The sequence below is a fragment of the Neptunomonas sp. ABH4_499 genome, assembly GCF_056160565.1.
In genome coordinates, this window is the sequence record NZ_JBSWXK010000014.1 from 1 (window position 1) to 14,947 (window position 14,947).

Here is a 14,947-nt window from a genome sequence, read left to right on the forward strand (position 1 = left end):
TCCTCCAGCCTGGGTCGGAACATATCGTTTTGCGGTTCTGAAAGCTTCTTCTTCGGTTTCATAAATCAACGATTCTGCAACTATTTGGGCCGTGAAGGGCAAAAAAAGCGGGTTTTCCATAATCGAACCGCATTATAAACCACTATAAATCATACGGTTACGTATTTTTCAGGGGCGACTAATTAATCTTTGTTATCTTTCTCAAGAGGCCCACTGCGTTTTATCTGGAAGGCTCTTATCCCTCCATAGACGAACTAATTTGACAGCCGCTCTTTGAGACCATTTTCCACTACTGTCTAATGGGCATTCCTGTATTACAGAAACAGTCTCATCTTCTTTATTCAACCGTATCAGGCCTACTTCTGTATCGCGTCCAAACGTGTACTCTACGAACTCGTCTGTATCTTTAACTTTATCCATTTCAATATAAAAGGCCATTTTTTTGTCACCTACTAATTGTCTAATGGGCTTCCCTAGGCTATTGATCAAAACAAAGTTGAAATTCTTTTCATTAATTTAGATAGATCTTTAGAGGTTCCAGTACTGGATATAACGTAATATTCACCGGTCTCTTTATAATTTTCGATCGCAGAATGAATTTCACCTTTCAACACCTCAGACAATGAAGATAAAACATCCTTCACTTCTTCATCCCCATACATCTCTGAGCTATGCATAATTGAGAAAGCTACTTCGGAATCCTCAAGATCGAGTTTATTTCCTAGTTCAACATATTTTTCAGCTTTCTCTTTAAAGCTAAGATCCATAATTAAAGCCCTCTATCTTGGCGCAATTGCCAAACCGCTTGATCTCCAATATCTACAGCTTCCCAGTGCAAATTCCCCGGAGTGGAGTCGTTAATTAAGCCTCGGTATTCTCGTGCCGACATGGAAACTCTTTTTGCAAATATATCTCTTAAAGCTTCAATTTCATGAGTTTCATGATGAAGTACTGCAACAATTGCTTCATCACTATCTCTAATCGAGTTTCTTACAAAAACGTTTATGTTTCCGTCTTTATCGGTCAGTGCCCCTCTAAAAGTCAATTGTTGATCTAGGTTTTGAGTTCGGACATGACCATAGCTCGCAAAAGAATCGCCATATTGACTAAACTGAAGATCATAATCCACATCATCTATAAATCTAATATTCACGTCGTCAGCAATGTAAACACCGTAATCCTCTGCCAATTTTAAAGCATCATCAACTGATCGTGCTCCCGCCGCATTAGGTGCCCACTTTGTTCGATGCCTAAATGCAGCCCCTTTAATCAAATTACTGTCTGTAACAACCCCCGCATCTGGCATCGTATCAGCTAAATCTTTAGCCTTACCAACCTTAGGAAGCTTGGTAACCACCCCTGCGCCAACACCTGCAATCAGGTTTGCTCCAACTTCCGCCTCATTCAATTCGAATATTGGATCAATTTTGTAAGGTGCGGAGTTCCGAAACCCCTCGGTATCAGTACCTAATACAGAATCCGACAACAAAGAGTAACCATCGGCGACCGTTTTTGCACCGTCCGTGGCGAGATTGAAAGCTTCTGGCCCGAAGTTGGCTACGCCTTTAGCAATACCGCTTATGCTTTCTTCAGGGTTATGCACAAGGGCATCAACACTTTGCCCTATACCGTGACCGAGATCCGCAAGTGCCCCCATTGTTTTGCTTCCAAGATATTTCGGGAAGCCTAACACTCCACCTTCTTCAACAGCACTGTCGGCCATACCTTCCCAATAATCTTGCGCCGAGGTTTGCGCAGCTTTGAGTGCTTGGGTGTTGGGGGATTTATTAACAAAGCTTGTCGATTCCGTTATGGCTTTCGGCTTCTCCACCACCTTAGCCGTTTCTAGTGGCATCGGGTACTGATCTTCCAGCAAAGCCTTCACCTCGGCAAAATAGGCTTGCTCTTGGCGAATATTCTCTTTTCTGGGCTGGCCCAACAGATGTCGAACCTTAAATTCTAAGGCCGAAGGGAGAAAGTGACGCACAGTGCCTTTGGAGTCGGCTGCATAATGCTGAGTCACACTCAATAAAATGGTGATTCTGCCTTCTTCAATGTCGTTAGCACTTACAACAGGGAACTCTATCGAGTGCGTTCTGTACTGTTCGTGTAAATGAGAAGAAGCAAAATCGCGATGATCGGAGACACCATAGCGTTGACGCAGTGTTTGATGGGGTGCATGATGTAGGGCACATCACGCGCAACGAGCTGTGAGGTACGTTTGATTCTTAGCATCACTCTTTCCTTGAGTTAACGCTCTGAATATTATTGCTAATTGAAAACCCTGACAAGTGGATTAAAGCGCTCAATTAAAAAAGGCTCATCTGTTTGGAATGAGCCCTTTCGTATATCACGTGTTAGCCGTTGCCCCTTACCTCATCCAACGTCCACTCTTTCAATAACTCGCCGTTACGGAAAACAGGTGTTAATTGATTGGGTTGATCGCCAAGCTCATCCAGTGTGATGGTTTGGTAGCCTTGCTCGGTTTTGATCAAGGCTAAGCGGCCGCGTTTAGAGCGTTTGCCTGGGTCGGTAATGGGGTCTTTGTACACATCTTTCCATTCACCGTTGATGCAGATGGCGGAGGCTTTCATCGCAAACTTCTGCGTATCGCGGTTTACCTTTTGCAACAACTCCGCTCCCATCCCGAAGGCGATGTTATCGGCGCTGATCTTACGGGCTTTTAATGCTTCTAAGATCGCTTCGATGCTGCTGGCGCTGATGCCATCCCCTTGGATTAAGCGCACGCAGCTTGGCAACATGCGGTAGCCTTTTTGGTTGCGTGTCTCGCCAAATTTGGCCATTAAGCGCTCGATCGCTTCGCACACGACGGTGACAGGGTCTCCGGAATCAGGTCGGATCACCAAGGTGCCGCCCATGGATTCCACTTGGGCTTTCAATTGATCGCCCCATAGGTTATCGATGGCGTTCCACAAATCGTAAGAATCACTCACCACGGCGACCAAACCGCCTGGTTTACCGAACTGGGTCAACATGTTGGCGTAGGCATCCAACTCCCCTTCGCGTCCCCAGCTGGTGATGGTGCTGTGCTCGGCTGCAGGGATGGAGAAGCCCGCCATATCGGCATTGTAGTAACGTCGTGCGGCGACAATGGCCGATAACGTATCGGTGCCCATAAAGCTGACTAAGTGCGCTAAGCCACCGATGGCTGCGGACTCTTCGGAGCTTGCGCCGCGCGCGCCAAAGTCGTGCAGTTTAAACGCCAAGCCTTCGGTGTTGTCGGCGGTTTCCGCTAAGTAGCGCTCGATGATGTTGCGGCATTCGCGCGATACGGTGGCAACGGTCGTTGGATACCAGATGGCACGCAGTAAGGCGGTTTCGATGTAGCTGGTTAACCACGCGCATTGTGGGTCGGTGTTGCGAACCTGCAGCATCACATTACCGGTTGGGATGATCTGTCCCTCTTTGACCGCTTCAATCTCGATCGGTAAGTAGCCTTGGTAGGCGGTTAAGATGTAATCCCAGCCGGCTTTGTTGAACGGCACACCGTGTGCGGTGCAGATCAACTCGGCCTCGTCGATGTCGGCTTGGCTGATGGGGGTTGTTAAATACGCTTTGATGAACGCCTGCAAACCAAAGAACAGGGTTTCAGGGTAGCGACCACCGCGGGATTCGATGTAGCTAGAGATGTATTGTGTGCCCGCAGGGTACTGAGCAAAGTGAGAGGCCTTGTACGAATCGGTGTTTAATATCAGGTTTTTCATGACGGAGCTCCTCCAGTCTTAGTGAAGATGTCGGTCTATCCAACATCGGTATCAATCCTTGTAAGGGGTGAATCCCACCGCCTTGTTGGATATATAGTGGCGTAATGCCACTATATTGGTCAAGCGTTTTTTTACTTCTGTTTTAACGCTCGATACTGGGCGGCGTTACGCCGCGCCAATTAAGTCTTGGATGATGAAATAGTGGTCTTCGAACAGATCCTCGGGGCGCAACTCCCCAAGGGGTACCCAGCGGGCTTGTTTTGCATCATCGCCGCCGCGCACTTTTGGAAGCGCACTGTTGGGTTCAAGCTCTAGGTAAAACGCATGGGTGATGGTGCGGCCACGCGCGGAGCGATGTGGATCGTCATAGACTCTCTGGCGTTTGATCGAGCCTTTGAGCACGGGCGCTGGGACTTTTAGCCGCGTCTCTTCTCGCAATTCGCGAAGGCAGGCATCCACTAGGCGCTCGTTTTGATCGACAAACCCGCCAGGCAGCGCCCAGAGCCCTTTGCCCGGGTTGGCGCGGCGCTCGACCAACAAAGCATGACCGGATTGCACTACTAGGGCATCCACCGTCACAAAGGTTGGAGCATACGGGGCGGCCGACCATGCGCTTTGGTAGCGCTGCACAAAGGCGATCTCCTCCTTGATGCTCGTAAATGCGCTGTGCTCACTGGCAAACTCGGCTAACCACGCCGCACTGCCTTTCGGTAGCTCAAAGCGCTCAACCCATTCGGCTAGTACTGCTTCGGGCGACTCGCTGAAATAGCGCTCTCGAAGCGGTGTCGCGCTGATGCTTTGGTGGTTTTCTACACGGATGCTCGACCAGTGTGGGAAAAGGCTCAAATAAAAACCTGTGTGGTCTTTCTGGTGACCGATCAGGGCGATGCGCACCGGTTTGTGCGGTGTGGTGTAGTGTGCGGTCACAACGCCCGATACGGTGGTCTGGACATTACGCACCCACAGCTCATCGTTGTAGGGTACATCCATTAACGGCATGCAGATTAAGCGGGTGTTCTCTTCGTCGGTTAAACACGCGCGTACCATCGCTTCGCGCTCGGTGTGTGTCCATGGATTGCGCGGGTTACGGGCTTGATAGGCGGAACCGATCAAAAGGATCAAGCGATCCGCTTGTGCTAAGCCCTCTTTCACCACGGTTAAGTGACCTGAGTGAAACGGCTGAAAACGGCCGATAAAAACGGCAAAATCAAAGTGTGACATACAGCAAGCTCCTTGCTGGTGGATGATTTCCGCCGGTCTTTCCAGCGGTTCTCTCTTGGATGAGATTGGTTTATTATTGGCGAAACGCCACTAATGTTCAATAGCTGCTTGATGTTCAAGAGGTACCCTGTGACCAACCGTCATTCTGATCTGACCGAAGCCGAGTATTTGGCCCAGTACGACATCCACCGCTACCCTGCCCCGCTTTCCACCGTGGATGTGGCGATCTTCACCTGGAAGGAGGATCAACTGCAGGTGCTGTTGGTGGAGCGCGAGCATCACCCCTACAAAGGCCAGCTCGCACTACCGGGTGGGTTTATCGAGTTAGAACACGATGCGGATGTGACCCAGTCGGCCCTGCGCACCTTAACGCAGAAAACCGGTGTCGAAACCCCGACTCTGGAACAAGTGCAAAGCGTTGGCTCTTTGGATCGAGACCCACGCGGCTGGTCTTTAACGGTTCTGTACATGGCGCTACTGCCGTTGTCGCTTTGTGATGCCCACGTACAAGCGGATTTGGGGGCGCGATGGTTACCTGTGAGCGCGTTAGATCAGCATCGCTTGGCGTTTGATCATGCCCAGTTGATCCATGCCGCGAAAGCGCGCTTGACCTCCAAAACGGCGTATACCGCTCTGCCGATCTTTCTTCTGAATGCGCCTTTTACGCTGACGCAGCTTCAACAGGTGTTCGAAGGCTTATTAGGCCAAGCGCTTGAGAAAAAATCTTTCCGCCGCCGAATGTTCAACGCGGAGCTGCTCAAAGAGGTCGGGGAAGGCGTCCCTGAAGGTGGTCGAGGACGCCCGGCGGCCCTTTACGAGCCTTGTGAGCGGACACTGGCGCACCAGTTTGTCCGCGTGTTTGGGGATTGATGATCAATGATTAGCGCTCATCGGAGTTTTTGTAACGGTCCAGCCAGTGGGCATACGGTGCTGGCAGCACCCACGATGGGCTCTCCACATTGAGGGCTTTGGCCGCGGTGTAAGCCCAGTGTGGGTTGGCCAAGAAATTACGCCCTACCATCACTAAATCCAGCTGGCCTTTCTCAACCGTGGTGTTCGCAAGCTCAGGCGTGTCGATGTTCCATGCAGAAGCCACCGCAATATTGGCTTTATTGCGCACTCGCTCGGCAATGGGCGCAAGGAAAGCTGGCCCCCAAGGGATTTTCGCTGTTGGTGTGTTAAACCCGATGCTGACGCTGACCAGATCCACACCCATCTCTTTAAAGGTTTTGGTAACATCGATGGATTCAGACAGCATGGTTTCATCGTTGCCATCAAACTCGATCATGCCAAAGCGAATGGTCAGTGGTTTTTCAGCTGGCCATGTTTCACGCACCGCTGCCAAGGTTTCGATCATAAAGCGACTGCGGTTGGTCGCATCCCCGCCGTATTGATCAGTACGCTGATTGGCATGCGTTGAATAAAAGCTTTGTGCCAGATAACCATGAGCAAAGTGCAGCTCTAGGTAATCGTAGCCCGCTTCATCAGCGCGACGCGCCGCTTGTGCAAAGTCGTTTTTAACGCGCTCAATGTCACTCTGCTCCATCGCTTTGGGGACGCGCGGCAGGTTTTCGCCAAACGCCAAAGCCGATGGGCCAATCGGCTGCCACGCATTTGGCTCCTCTTCTGGAATATGATCATCCCCTTCCCATGGTCGGTTTGCGCTCGCTTTACGACCGGCATGCGCAATCTGAATCCCCGCAACCGCGCCGTGTGCTTTAATGCGGTTGGCGACATCACGATGGCCTTGGATATGATCATCGCTCCAAAGACCTAAACACGCCGGACTGATACGCCCTTCTGGGGAAACGCCCGTGGCTTCAACAATGATTAACCCTGCACCGCCTTGGCTAAGTGCACCGTAGTGGTCAAGGTGCCAATCGTTCACAAAGCCGTCGGTTGCGCTGTATTGGCACATCGGCGGTACCGCAATGCGGTTCTTAAAGGTGGTGTTTTTCAGGGTAAAGGGGGTAAATAAAGCAGGCATGGTGGCTTCCTTATCAAATCGAATAACGCCACTGTACGGCTTGTTTTTTCTAATGAAAAATTATTAAATTTTCTTAATTTGATAATATTTTGTTTGGTTATGATCAATCCTATTTGGCTTCGCACCTTCAAAACCTTGCTCGATACGGGGCACTTTACTCGCACCGCCGAGGTACTCAACATGACCCAGCCAGGTGTCAGTCAGCACATCAAAAAGCTGGAAGAGGCGTGCGGCTACCCGTTGATTAAGCGCTTTAAAAAGCACTTTGAGCCCACCCCGCAAGGTGAGCAGGTGTACCGCTATGCGATCAATCGACTTACCGAAGAGGAAACCCTATTGGATCAGCTTGGGCACGATGACCCTTGCCGTGGCGAAGTTCGCATGGCCTGCTCTGGTGCCTTAGCATTGACCTTATACCCTCAGCTTTTAGGCTTGCAGCAAGCGCACTCCGGGCTGTCGATCTCGCTTGAGGCCGCTCCCCATCGCAGTATTCAGCAAGCGGTGCTCAAAGGAGAGGTGGATTTGGGAATCGTGACCGAAAAACCGGTCTCGATGCAGTTCGATGTCCGAGAGATCGGCCGCGAGCCTTTGGCGTTAGTCGTGCCCGCCTCGTTTGAATCGAGCGATGATTGGTCGGGGGATTTAGTGCGCTTAGGCTTGGTGGATCACCCCGATTTTGAGCATCTGTTTAGCTTGTATCTGGCTCATTTTGAGACGGAACGCTTAGCCAGTTTTGATCTGGCCGACATCCCCGTGCGGGGTTACATTAATCAGGTACATCAAATCCTACTGCCCATCGCCGACGGGGTTGGCTTTACGGTTTTACCCAAGCGCTGCATTGACCACAGCCCAGTGAAAGATCGCCTTCGCATCTTGCCTACCTTTGAGGCGATCTGCGAGCCCATGTACCTGATCACCAAACGCCACAAGCCCCTTGCTGCGCGCTATGCGCCTGTTTTAGAGGCGCTTGAGGGCTGGTTGGAGTGTAGGTCTGAGGTTGTGTTGTGAGGTTTAGGGAGATGCTTTGCTGAAGGCAAAGCCAGCTGATTTCAATAAAGGATTTACGATCTCGAACTCTATAGACAGTGTGTACCTTCATCCGGAAAAGGCTTTAGATCAAGAAAACGCTTACACATGCTTGGTTTGGGGAATGCAGAAAGGAATATACACCGGCAAAAAACTTGAAGATTATATTTCATCAGGAAAAGCTGACTATAAAAATGCACGTCGTATTATCAATGGAACAGATCATGCAAAAACCATCGCGGATTATGCTGAGAACTTTGAAATAATGCTATTAGCTTCTGCTGCCTAGTATTTGGAAACAAAAATGAAATATTTTACCTTTCTATATTTTTTGGGTGCTGCTGTTTTTATAACGGGCTGTTCTTCAATAAACGCTGATGACAACGTAATTCATTCATCTAACCTTGAAACCTCATCTCTTGATGTTCTTACCGACTACGATCGGGATCTATGGGCTGGGCCAGAGGGTTGGAGTGATGAGCAGTGGCAGTGGAAAAAGCGTTTGAAGTGGGATAAATCGTGCGATTATGTAGGAGAGGTTGAGGTTCACCCTCTTTCGAATGGCAGTGAGCTGGTACAGGTCATGTGTACGCCGGGGGCGTATCAACCGGTCTATTATTTATTCATATACGAACCGCAATCCACTCAGTCGACCCAATTGCTTTTGGGTGATGAGCGAAACACGGATGACCCTAAGATCATCAATGGTGTTGTATCCTTCGATGACGCACCAGATCGGTTGACGATTACGTCACTGTCCAGAGGTACAGGTGATTGTGGCGTGTATCGTACCTATCACATAGAAAACAATGCTCCTATCCTTCGAGAACGACGTGTTCAAGAGTGCAGCGAAGCATCCATCCATCATCGATTGGACCCAAAAGATTGGCCTTTAAGCCCATAATAATGTGATCGATTGCTATGTTGCTCAGGGTGAAGCGTAAGGTTTCACCCTGAGTGTCTATCACCCACATACCAACACCGTGTTCTATTTAATTAATGATAATCGTTATGCAAATGATATTGATTATTATTTGGATGGGAGTAAGCTATCTCGCGCATTCGCAGTTTGAATCAACGAGGAAGCTTTACGATGCGTGCCTATACTCCCCTTTCGGTCGTCATTTCCATGGTGATCGCCACTCAGGCTCATGCAGATACCGCAACCACCGCTGAGGCGACTCTTAGCCCGTTGCGTATCGAAGCCAAAACGACCCAACCGACCGAAGCGCAGGACAGCTCGGTGACCACTCTGACGGATCAAACCATTGAACAAAACCTAAGTACGGACCTTGAGTCCTTGCTGCGCTACGAGCCGGGCGTCGGGGTGACCAAAGATGCCCGATTTGGCATTGGCAGTATTAACATTCGCGGCCTAGACGGTGACCGCGTGAAGATGTTGGTGGATGGCGTTGAACAAGCCGATGCTTATGGCCCGACCACCACCTACCTGCGCACGGGCCGTGGCAAGGTGGACCTTGAGTCCCTAGAGGCCGTGAGCATCGTTAAAGGCGGCGATGTGGTCGAAGGCAGTGGCGCACTTGGCGGTGCTGTTGTGATGCAAACAAAGCGCCCAGCGTCCTTTTTGGAACCCGAAGGCGATGACACCTATGTGGCCTTAAAAAGCGGCTATCGCGATGCGTCTGATCAGTTTAGCAATACGCTGACCGTTGCTAATCGAAGCGGCGACCTTGAATCCCTGTTGGTGTACACGCACCGCAAAGGCCAAGAGACGGACACCTACGGTGGCACCGACACCGTTGGCCCTACCCGGGGTGAAGCGGACCCTGGCGAGTTTGATGGCGATAACCTGCTCGGTAAGCTTGAGTACCAGCTGAACGATCACAACCGCATGGGGGTTGTGGGTGAGTATTACACCCGATCTTCCGCGTTTGATCTTAAGTCGGAAAGCACGGATACCGCGACACGCCGTTCCGATGATGAAGATACCCGTAAACGCTTGGGTGTATGGCAGCAGTATGATGGTCAAACGGCGATGAGCGACACGCTTCGTTGGCAACTGGATTACCAAACCAGCAAAACCCAAAACGGTACCTACATTGATACCGATGCCTCCTCCCGATTTGTGGACCGCTTTTATGATGAGAAAAGCCTACAGGCTTCCCTTGATGCTGAGAAACAAGTGGGCGCGCACCGCCTGAAATACGGTGCTGAGCTCAGCCGAGAGTCCCTTGAGAACCTCAACAAAAACACGGTAGATGGCGCCACCACGGCTTCACGTTTCTCCCCTAAAGCCGATGGCACTAAAGTGGGCCTGTATCTGCAAGATGAGTGGGCCGTCGATAACGCGCTAACCCTGCTACCGGCCGTGCGTTTTGATGCCTACCGTTATAACACGGAGTCGGATCAGTACATCGATGCGTGGGGCGGCAATAAAGATCAGGCGCTCACGGCGCAGATCGGGGCTAATTACGCGTTCACCGATGAGATCAGCGCGTTTGGTAAGTACGGCACAGGCTTTAGAGCGCCCGATATGGATGATCTCTACTTCTACTTTGAAAACTCTGGTTACGGCTATGCCTACCGTATTCGACCGAATCCGGAGCTCGACCCCGAGCGCAGCGTTTTCCTAGAAAGCGGTGTGCGTTACGAAGATGCTTATCGTTCGGTTGAGCTGGTGGCTTTTTACAACCGTTACCGCGACTTCATTGAGCAGATCAGTTTAGGGGCGAATGCGACCTACAACTACGGTGAATTCACCAACGTCAATATCGATAAAGTCACGATCAAAGGCCTTGAACTGAAAACGGCATGGGATCTAGGCGCGTTAAGCCCGTACTTTAGCCAAGGCTGGCAAGCACAGCTCTCCGCGGCGTATGCCGATGGCGAAAACACAGGGGATAACGAGCCGCTTAACAGCATTGCACCGATGACGGTGGTGGCCGGTCTAGGTTATCAACACCCATCGGAGCGCTATGGTGGCCAGCTGAACATCACTTTTGCACAAGGCAAGGATAAGTCGGATGTGACCGGCGACAAAACCTGGTTAAGCACACCGGATCATACCTTGGTGGATCTGACGACCTTCTATAAACCCACCAAGAACATCAAAGTGGCGGTTGGGGTGTTTAACCTTCTGGATGAGGAATACTGGGTTTGGAATGACATTCGAGGCCTCTCTAACACCAGTACTAACCTTGCACGATACACGCAGCCAGGCCGAAATTTTGGCTTGGATGTAACGGTCTCCTTCTGATCGGGGCGCTCGTTTGAGCGCCTTCTCTTTTTTAACTGTTTTATAGGAGTCACAGAATGTCTGAACTTCACACAGCCGATCAGAGCGTTAACCAAAGCGCCGCCTTACTGAATGCCTACCTAAGCCTTCGTGAGCAGCAACCTAATGTGCGCGCCAAAGACGCCGCCGACCGTTTAGGCGTTAGCGAAGCGCACCTGTTGAGTGTCCGTCCTGATTTAGTCGCTATTCGTTTAATCGAGCCGTTCTCGGCCATTTTAGAGGCGCTCGAACCACTGGGATCGGTTATGGCACTGACACGCAACCCGCAGGCCGTACATGAGCGCCACGGCGTATACAGCAATGTTAGCGTTAAAGGCCCGATGGGCTTGGTTCTAAACCCGGATATCGATCTTCGTTTATTCATGCATCAGTGGCACAGCGCGTTCGCCGTCGAGGAAGCTGGGCGCTTTAGTTTGCAGTTCTTTAATGCGCACGGCGTGGCGGTCCATAAAATCTATGCAACGGATCAAACCGATATGGCCTTGTGGCCCGTGTTGATCGAACAGTTCCACTGGGCAGATGCGCCCGCTCTAGACATTCAACCTCTACCGGACACACCACCTGCGGTATTACCGGCTGAGTTTGATCGTGCTGCGTTTCAGGCTGAATGGGCGGATCTTCGCGATGTACACCAATACCACGGCCTTCTGAAAAAGCACGGTTTAACCCGTACCCAAGCGTTAGAGCAGATCGGCGATCAATGGGTGACAGAGCTGTGCGCAGACGCTTTAGTGCACGCTTTGACGCTTGCAAGTGAACGTACTCAGCCGGTCATGGTGTTTGTTGGCAACAGTGGTTGCATTCAGATTCACAGCGGCGAGGTGTCTCGTCTTTTGGAGCGAGGCGGCTGGTTCAATGTGCTTGATCCGACCTTTAACCTGCATCTCAAAGTGGGCGAAGTGGATCGCGTCTGGTTGATTAAGCGCCCAAGCGACGATGGCATCATTACCTCCCTTGAAGGGTTCAATGCAAAAGGCGAATCGGTCATCACGCTGTTTGGGCAGCGAAAGCCCGGAGTACCTGAGTTAGACGGATGGCGAGCAATCGCCGCCGAGGTTGCAGAACGTACAAGCGCTCAAGAGGCCGCATCATGAGCCGACACGTTTTATTAGCCGCCCTCCTGTGCGCTGCGGTTCTGCCCTTGCCCGCCTTGGCGGATCGGGTGATCAGTGTGGGTGGGACGGTCACGGAAATTGTCTACCTGTTGGGCGAAGAAGATCAGTTGGTGGCGACCGATACCAGCAGCATCTACCCCAAAGCGACAGATGATCTTCCCAAGGTGGGGTATCAACGCACGCTCTCGGCCGAAGGCGTTTTAAGCCAGCAACCGGAGCGCTTATTGATCACGCGGGCAACAGGCCCCGCCACAGTGGTGGCTCAGTTGCGTGATGCCGGCTTGCCCATTGCGATGATTGAGGCGGATGAGCAAAGCCAAGCGGGCATTGCCGATAAAATCCGTCAAGTGGCGCGTGCATTGAACGTCCCAGAAAAAGGCGATCAGGCGGTTAAAGCAATGGATGAAGCCTTTGCTGCCCTACCCGCACCGCAATGGCATCAAGTGCCGCGCATCTTGTTTGTGATGCAAGCAACGGGTTCCCCCATGGTGGCTGGCGAGGGTACCTCCGCGGATGCGTTGATCCGCATGAGTGGTGCCACCAATGCGGCAGCCGGCATGAAGGGCTACAAAATCTTAACGTCGGAAGCACTGGTGGCGGCCGCCCCCGATGCGATAATGATCACAACCCAAGGCGCTGAGCGAAGCGGCGGTGCTGAGGCGATCTGGACCGTGCCCGGCATGAGCAACACACCTGCCGGTGAGGCGAAACGGGTGATCTCGCTTGATGCATTACTCGCATTAGGCCTTGGGCCGCGCACGCCAGAGGCGATCGCATTGATTCATCAACAGCTTAATCAGTGGGATCAATGACTCGAACGCTCAGACTGACCCGCTCAAGCTTGATCATGACCGCTTTGCTGGTCGTGGCGTGCGTATTGGCGTTAACCCAAGGGGCGTATGTCATCTCGTGGAGTGCCTGCCTTAACGACAGCCTCAGCCGTATCGATCACAACGTGCTGATCAACATACGCTTACCGAGGTTGATTCTGGCGTTGGCGGTGGGCGCGGCGCTCGCCGCAAGCGGCACGGTGCTGCAAGCGCTGTTCCGAAACCCGCTGGCTGACCCGGGGCTGCTTGGGATCTCCGCCGGAGCTTCCGTTGCGGTCGGGGGGATGATCGTCGTGGGTGATCAACTGGTCACCACACTGCCTGCACTGCCAGATTGGGTACTCACCTATGCGAACAGTGTGGCCGCCTTTGTAGGGGCGGTGCTGACCTGTGCGTTTATCTTCCGCTTGGCCAAGCATCAGGGGCAAGTGTCGGTAGTGCATCTGTTGCTGGCGGGCATTGCGATCAATGCGCTGGCGGGGGCGGCGACCGGTTTATTAACCTACGTCAGCACCGACGAGCAGCTGCGCTCACTGACCTTCTGGGCGATGGGCAGTCTAGGTGGTGCGCGTTGGGAACAGGTCGCGGTACTGCTGACCTTGTTGATCCCTGCCCTGATCTACCTATGGCGGCAGGCGCAGATTCTTAACCTCGTGCTCTTGGGCGATGAGGAGATGCGCTATCTGGGCGTGGACGCTGAGCGCGTAAAACGCCGTTTAGTCGCGGCCAGTGCCCTTGCTGTGGGGATCTGCGTGGCCTTTTCCGGGTTGATCGGCTTTATTGGCTTGATGGTGCCCCACCTTGTGCGCTTGATGGTTGGCGCCGACAACCGCTTAGTCTTTCCGCTGTCGATGTTGCTCGGGGCTGCGCTTCTAACCTTTGCGGATACTCTGGCGCGCGTGGTGGTCATCCCCGCGGAGATGCCGGTGGGTTTAATGACCAGTTTATTGGGCGGGCCTTTCTTCCTATGGCTGTTGCTGCGCTCGATGAAAGGAGGTGATGCATGATTGATGTGGATAACGTAACGGTATTAAGCCCGCGTAAAAAAGCGCTTCTCAATGATGTATCCCTCTCGATCAAAGCCGGTGAGCTGGTGATGATTCTAGGCCCTAATGGGGCGGGTAAATCCACCTTGCTAAAGGTCTTGGCGGGGCAGCATCGCCCGCATCATGGCTCTGTCACCTTACATGGGCGTGACCTCTCAGAATGGCCGTTGGTGGAGTTAGCCAAACAGCGCGCGGTCATGACGCAATCCTTGAACATCCCGTTTGCGCTTCGCGTGGCCGAAGTGGTGGAGATGGGGCTCACGCCTTGGGCGTTAGGGCTTCGTCAAAAGGCCTTCATCGTTGATGAGCAGCTTCGGACTGTGGGCATGAGCAGCGATGTGGAGCGCAGCTATCAGACTCTGTCTGGGGGGGAACAACAGCGGGTTCAACTGGCCCGAACCTTGGCCCAGCTGCATGGGGGGGAGTGCGTAAAACGGCAGCTTCTATTGCTTGATGAGCCGATCTCGGCGCTGGACTTGAATCACCAACAGCGCACACTTCGACTCATGCGTCACTGTGCCGAACAAGGGATGGCCGTGGCCTGTGTACTGCACGATGTGAATCAAGCGTGCCTGTATGCGGATCGAATCATCATGATCGAATCCGGATGGGTACGCTTTGATGGAACGCCCGAAGCGCTTAGGCAAACCACGACCCTTGAGTCGATCTACAAAGCCGATTTGATCAGCTCGGCGCACCCTGAAACTCAGCTCCCACAGTGGCAGTTTCGCCGTTAAACGA

General features: G+C 52.2%; 14 protein-coding genes. 9 read left to right on the top strand and 5 right to left on the bottom strand.

Translation table 11 applies throughout. The features are described from left to right. Positions 1 to 485: 485 nt before the first annotated feature. The 4 genes from ACXAF9_RS14190 to ACXAF9_RS14205 all read right to left on the bottom strand — a co-directional run bounded on the left by ACXAF9_RS14190 (position 486) and on the right by ACXAF9_RS14205 (position 4,946). Positions 486 to 767 (bottom strand): hypothetical protein, encoded by a 282-nt coding sequence (locus ACXAF9_RS14190; protein WP_475075344.1) that lies wholly within the window; start codon positions 765 to 767, stop codon positions 486 to 488. A gap of 2 nt (positions 768 to 769) precedes the next feature. After that, on the bottom strand, positions 770 to 1,939 hold the full coding sequence (locus ACXAF9_RS14195; RefSeq protein ID WP_475075345.1) for a hypothetical protein: 1,170 nt from the start codon (positions 1,937 to 1,939) through the stop codon (positions 770 to 772). Positions 1,940 to 2,357: 418 nt separating this feature from the next. After that, on the bottom strand, positions 2,358 to 3,725 hold the full coding sequence (locus ACXAF9_RS14200) for a nicotinate phosphoribosyltransferase (RefSeq protein WP_475075346.1): 1,368 nt from the start codon (positions 3,723 to 3,725) through the stop codon (positions 2,358 to 2,360). 165 nt (positions 3,726 to 3,890) lie between these two features. Then, a complete protein-coding gene (locus ACXAF9_RS14205) occupies positions 3,891 to 4,946 on the bottom strand; it encodes a bifunctional nicotinamide-nucleotide adenylyltransferase/Nudix hydroxylase (protein ID WP_475075347.1) in 1,056 nt (351 codons plus the stop codon). Positions 4,947 to 5,075: 129 nt separating this feature from the next. Here ACXAF9_RS14205 and ACXAF9_RS14210 point away from each other — a divergent pair, with 129 nt between their 5' ends. Then, on the top strand, positions 5,076 to 5,816 hold the full coding sequence (locus ACXAF9_RS14210; RefSeq protein ID WP_475075348.1) for an NUDIX hydrolase: 741 nt from the start codon (positions 5,076 to 5,078) through the stop codon (positions 5,814 to 5,816). Between the two features lie 10 nt (positions 5,817 to 5,826). On the opposite strand, the gene ACXAF9_RS14215 is transcribed toward ACXAF9_RS14210, so the two are convergent. Beyond that, positions 5,827 to 6,933 carry an NADH:flavin oxidoreductase/NADH oxidase gene (locus tag ACXAF9_RS14215; RefSeq protein WP_475075349.1) on the bottom strand — a complete coding sequence of 369 codons (1,107 nt, stop codon included), beginning with the start codon at positions 6,931 to 6,933 and terminating at the stop codon, positions 5,827 to 5,829. A gap of 99 nt (positions 6,934 to 7,032) precedes the next feature. Here ACXAF9_RS14215 and ACXAF9_RS14220 point away from each other — a divergent pair, with 99 nt between their 5' ends. From ACXAF9_RS14220 to ACXAF9_RS14255, 8 genes are all read left to right on the top strand, one after another. Beyond that, positions 7,033 to 7,941: a LysR family transcriptional regulator gene (locus ACXAF9_RS14220; RefSeq protein WP_475075350.1), complete on the top strand. Its 909-nt coding sequence runs from the start codon at positions 7,033 to 7,035 to the stop codon at positions 7,939 to 7,941. Between the two features lie 16 nt (positions 7,942 to 7,957). After that, a complete protein-coding gene (locus ACXAF9_RS14225; protein ID WP_475075351.1) occupies positions 7,958 to 8,248 on the top strand; it encodes a hypothetical protein in 291 nt (96 codons plus the stop codon). Positions 8,249 to 8,263: 15 nt separating this feature from the next. Further along, entirely contained in the window at positions 8,264 to 8,863 is a 600-nt protein-coding gene (locus tag ACXAF9_RS14230; RefSeq protein WP_475075352.1) for a DUF1176 domain-containing protein, read from the top strand. Positions 8,864 to 9,052: 189 nt separating this feature from the next. Continuing rightward, entirely contained in the window at positions 9,053 to 11,176 is a 2,124-nt protein-coding gene (locus ACXAF9_RS14235; RefSeq protein WP_475075353.1) for a TonB-dependent hemoglobin/transferrin/lactoferrin family receptor, read from the top strand. Between the two features lie 56 nt (positions 11,177 to 11,232). Continuing rightward, entirely contained in the window at positions 11,233 to 12,309 is a 1,077-nt protein-coding gene (locus ACXAF9_RS14240; protein WP_475075354.1) for a hemin-degrading factor, read from the top strand. Then, positions 12,306 to 13,142, top strand: a complete 837-nt coding sequence (locus ACXAF9_RS14245) for a heme/hemin ABC transporter substrate-binding protein (RefSeq protein ID WP_475075355.1) — start codon at positions 12,306 to 12,308, stop codon at positions 13,140 to 13,142. Before ACXAF9_RS14240 ends, ACXAF9_RS14245 begins: the two co-directional genes overlap by 4 nt. Next, positions 13,139 to 14,167, top strand: a complete 1,029-nt coding sequence (locus tag ACXAF9_RS14250; protein ID WP_475075356.1) for a FecCD family ABC transporter permease — start codon at positions 13,139 to 13,141, stop codon at positions 14,165 to 14,167. Before ACXAF9_RS14245 ends, ACXAF9_RS14250 begins: the two co-directional genes overlap by 4 nt. After that, the gene (locus tag ACXAF9_RS14255) at positions 14,164 to 14,943 is read left to right on the top strand and encodes a heme ABC transporter ATP-binding protein (protein ID WP_475075357.1); all 780 of its coding nucleotides are present in this window, start codon (positions 14,164 to 14,166) and stop codon (positions 14,941 to 14,943) included. The genes ACXAF9_RS14250 and ACXAF9_RS14255 overlap by 4 nt, the downstream gene beginning before the upstream one ends. Positions 14,944 to 14,947 lie beyond the last annotated feature (4 nt).

Coding starts and splice junctions, on each gene's coding strand:
- ACXAF9_RS14190 (WP_475075344.1), bottom strand. CDS start 767: ATGGATCTTAGCTTTAAAGAGAAAGCTGAAAAATATGTTGAACTAGGA.
- ACXAF9_RS14200 (WP_475075346.1), bottom strand. CDS start 3,725: ATGAAAAACCTGATATTAAACACCGATTCGTACAAGGCCTCTCACTTT.
- ACXAF9_RS14205 (WP_475075347.1), bottom strand. CDS start 4,946: ATGTCACACTTTGATTTTGCCGTTTTTATCGGCCGTTTTCAGCCGTTT.
- ACXAF9_RS14215 (WP_475075349.1), bottom strand. CDS start 6,933: ATGCCTGCTTTATTTACCCCCTTTACCCTGAAAAACACCACCTTTAAG.
- ACXAF9_RS14220 (WP_475075350.1), top strand. CDS start 7,033: ATGATCAATCCTATTTGGCTTCGCACCTTCAAAACCTTGCTCGATACG.
- ACXAF9_RS14230 (WP_475075352.1), top strand. CDS start 8,264: ATGAAATATTTTACCTTTCTATATTTTTTGGGTGCTGCTGTTTTTATA.
- ACXAF9_RS14235 (WP_475075353.1), top strand. CDS start 9,053: ATGCGTGCCTATACTCCCCTTTCGGTCGTCATTTCCATGGTGATCGCC.
- ACXAF9_RS14240 (WP_475075354.1), top strand. CDS start 11,233: ATGTCTGAACTTCACACAGCCGATCAGAGCGTTAACCAAAGCGCCGCC.
- ACXAF9_RS14245 (WP_475075355.1), top strand. CDS start 12,306: ATGAGCCGACACGTTTTATTAGCCGCCCTCCTGTGCGCTGCGGTTCTG.
- ACXAF9_RS14250 (WP_475075356.1), top strand. CDS start 13,139: ATGACTCGAACGCTCAGACTGACCCGCTCAAGCTTGATCATGACCGCT.
- ACXAF9_RS14255 (WP_475075357.1), top strand. CDS start 14,164: ATGATTGATGTGGATAACGTAACGGTATTAAGCCCGCGTAAAAAAGCG.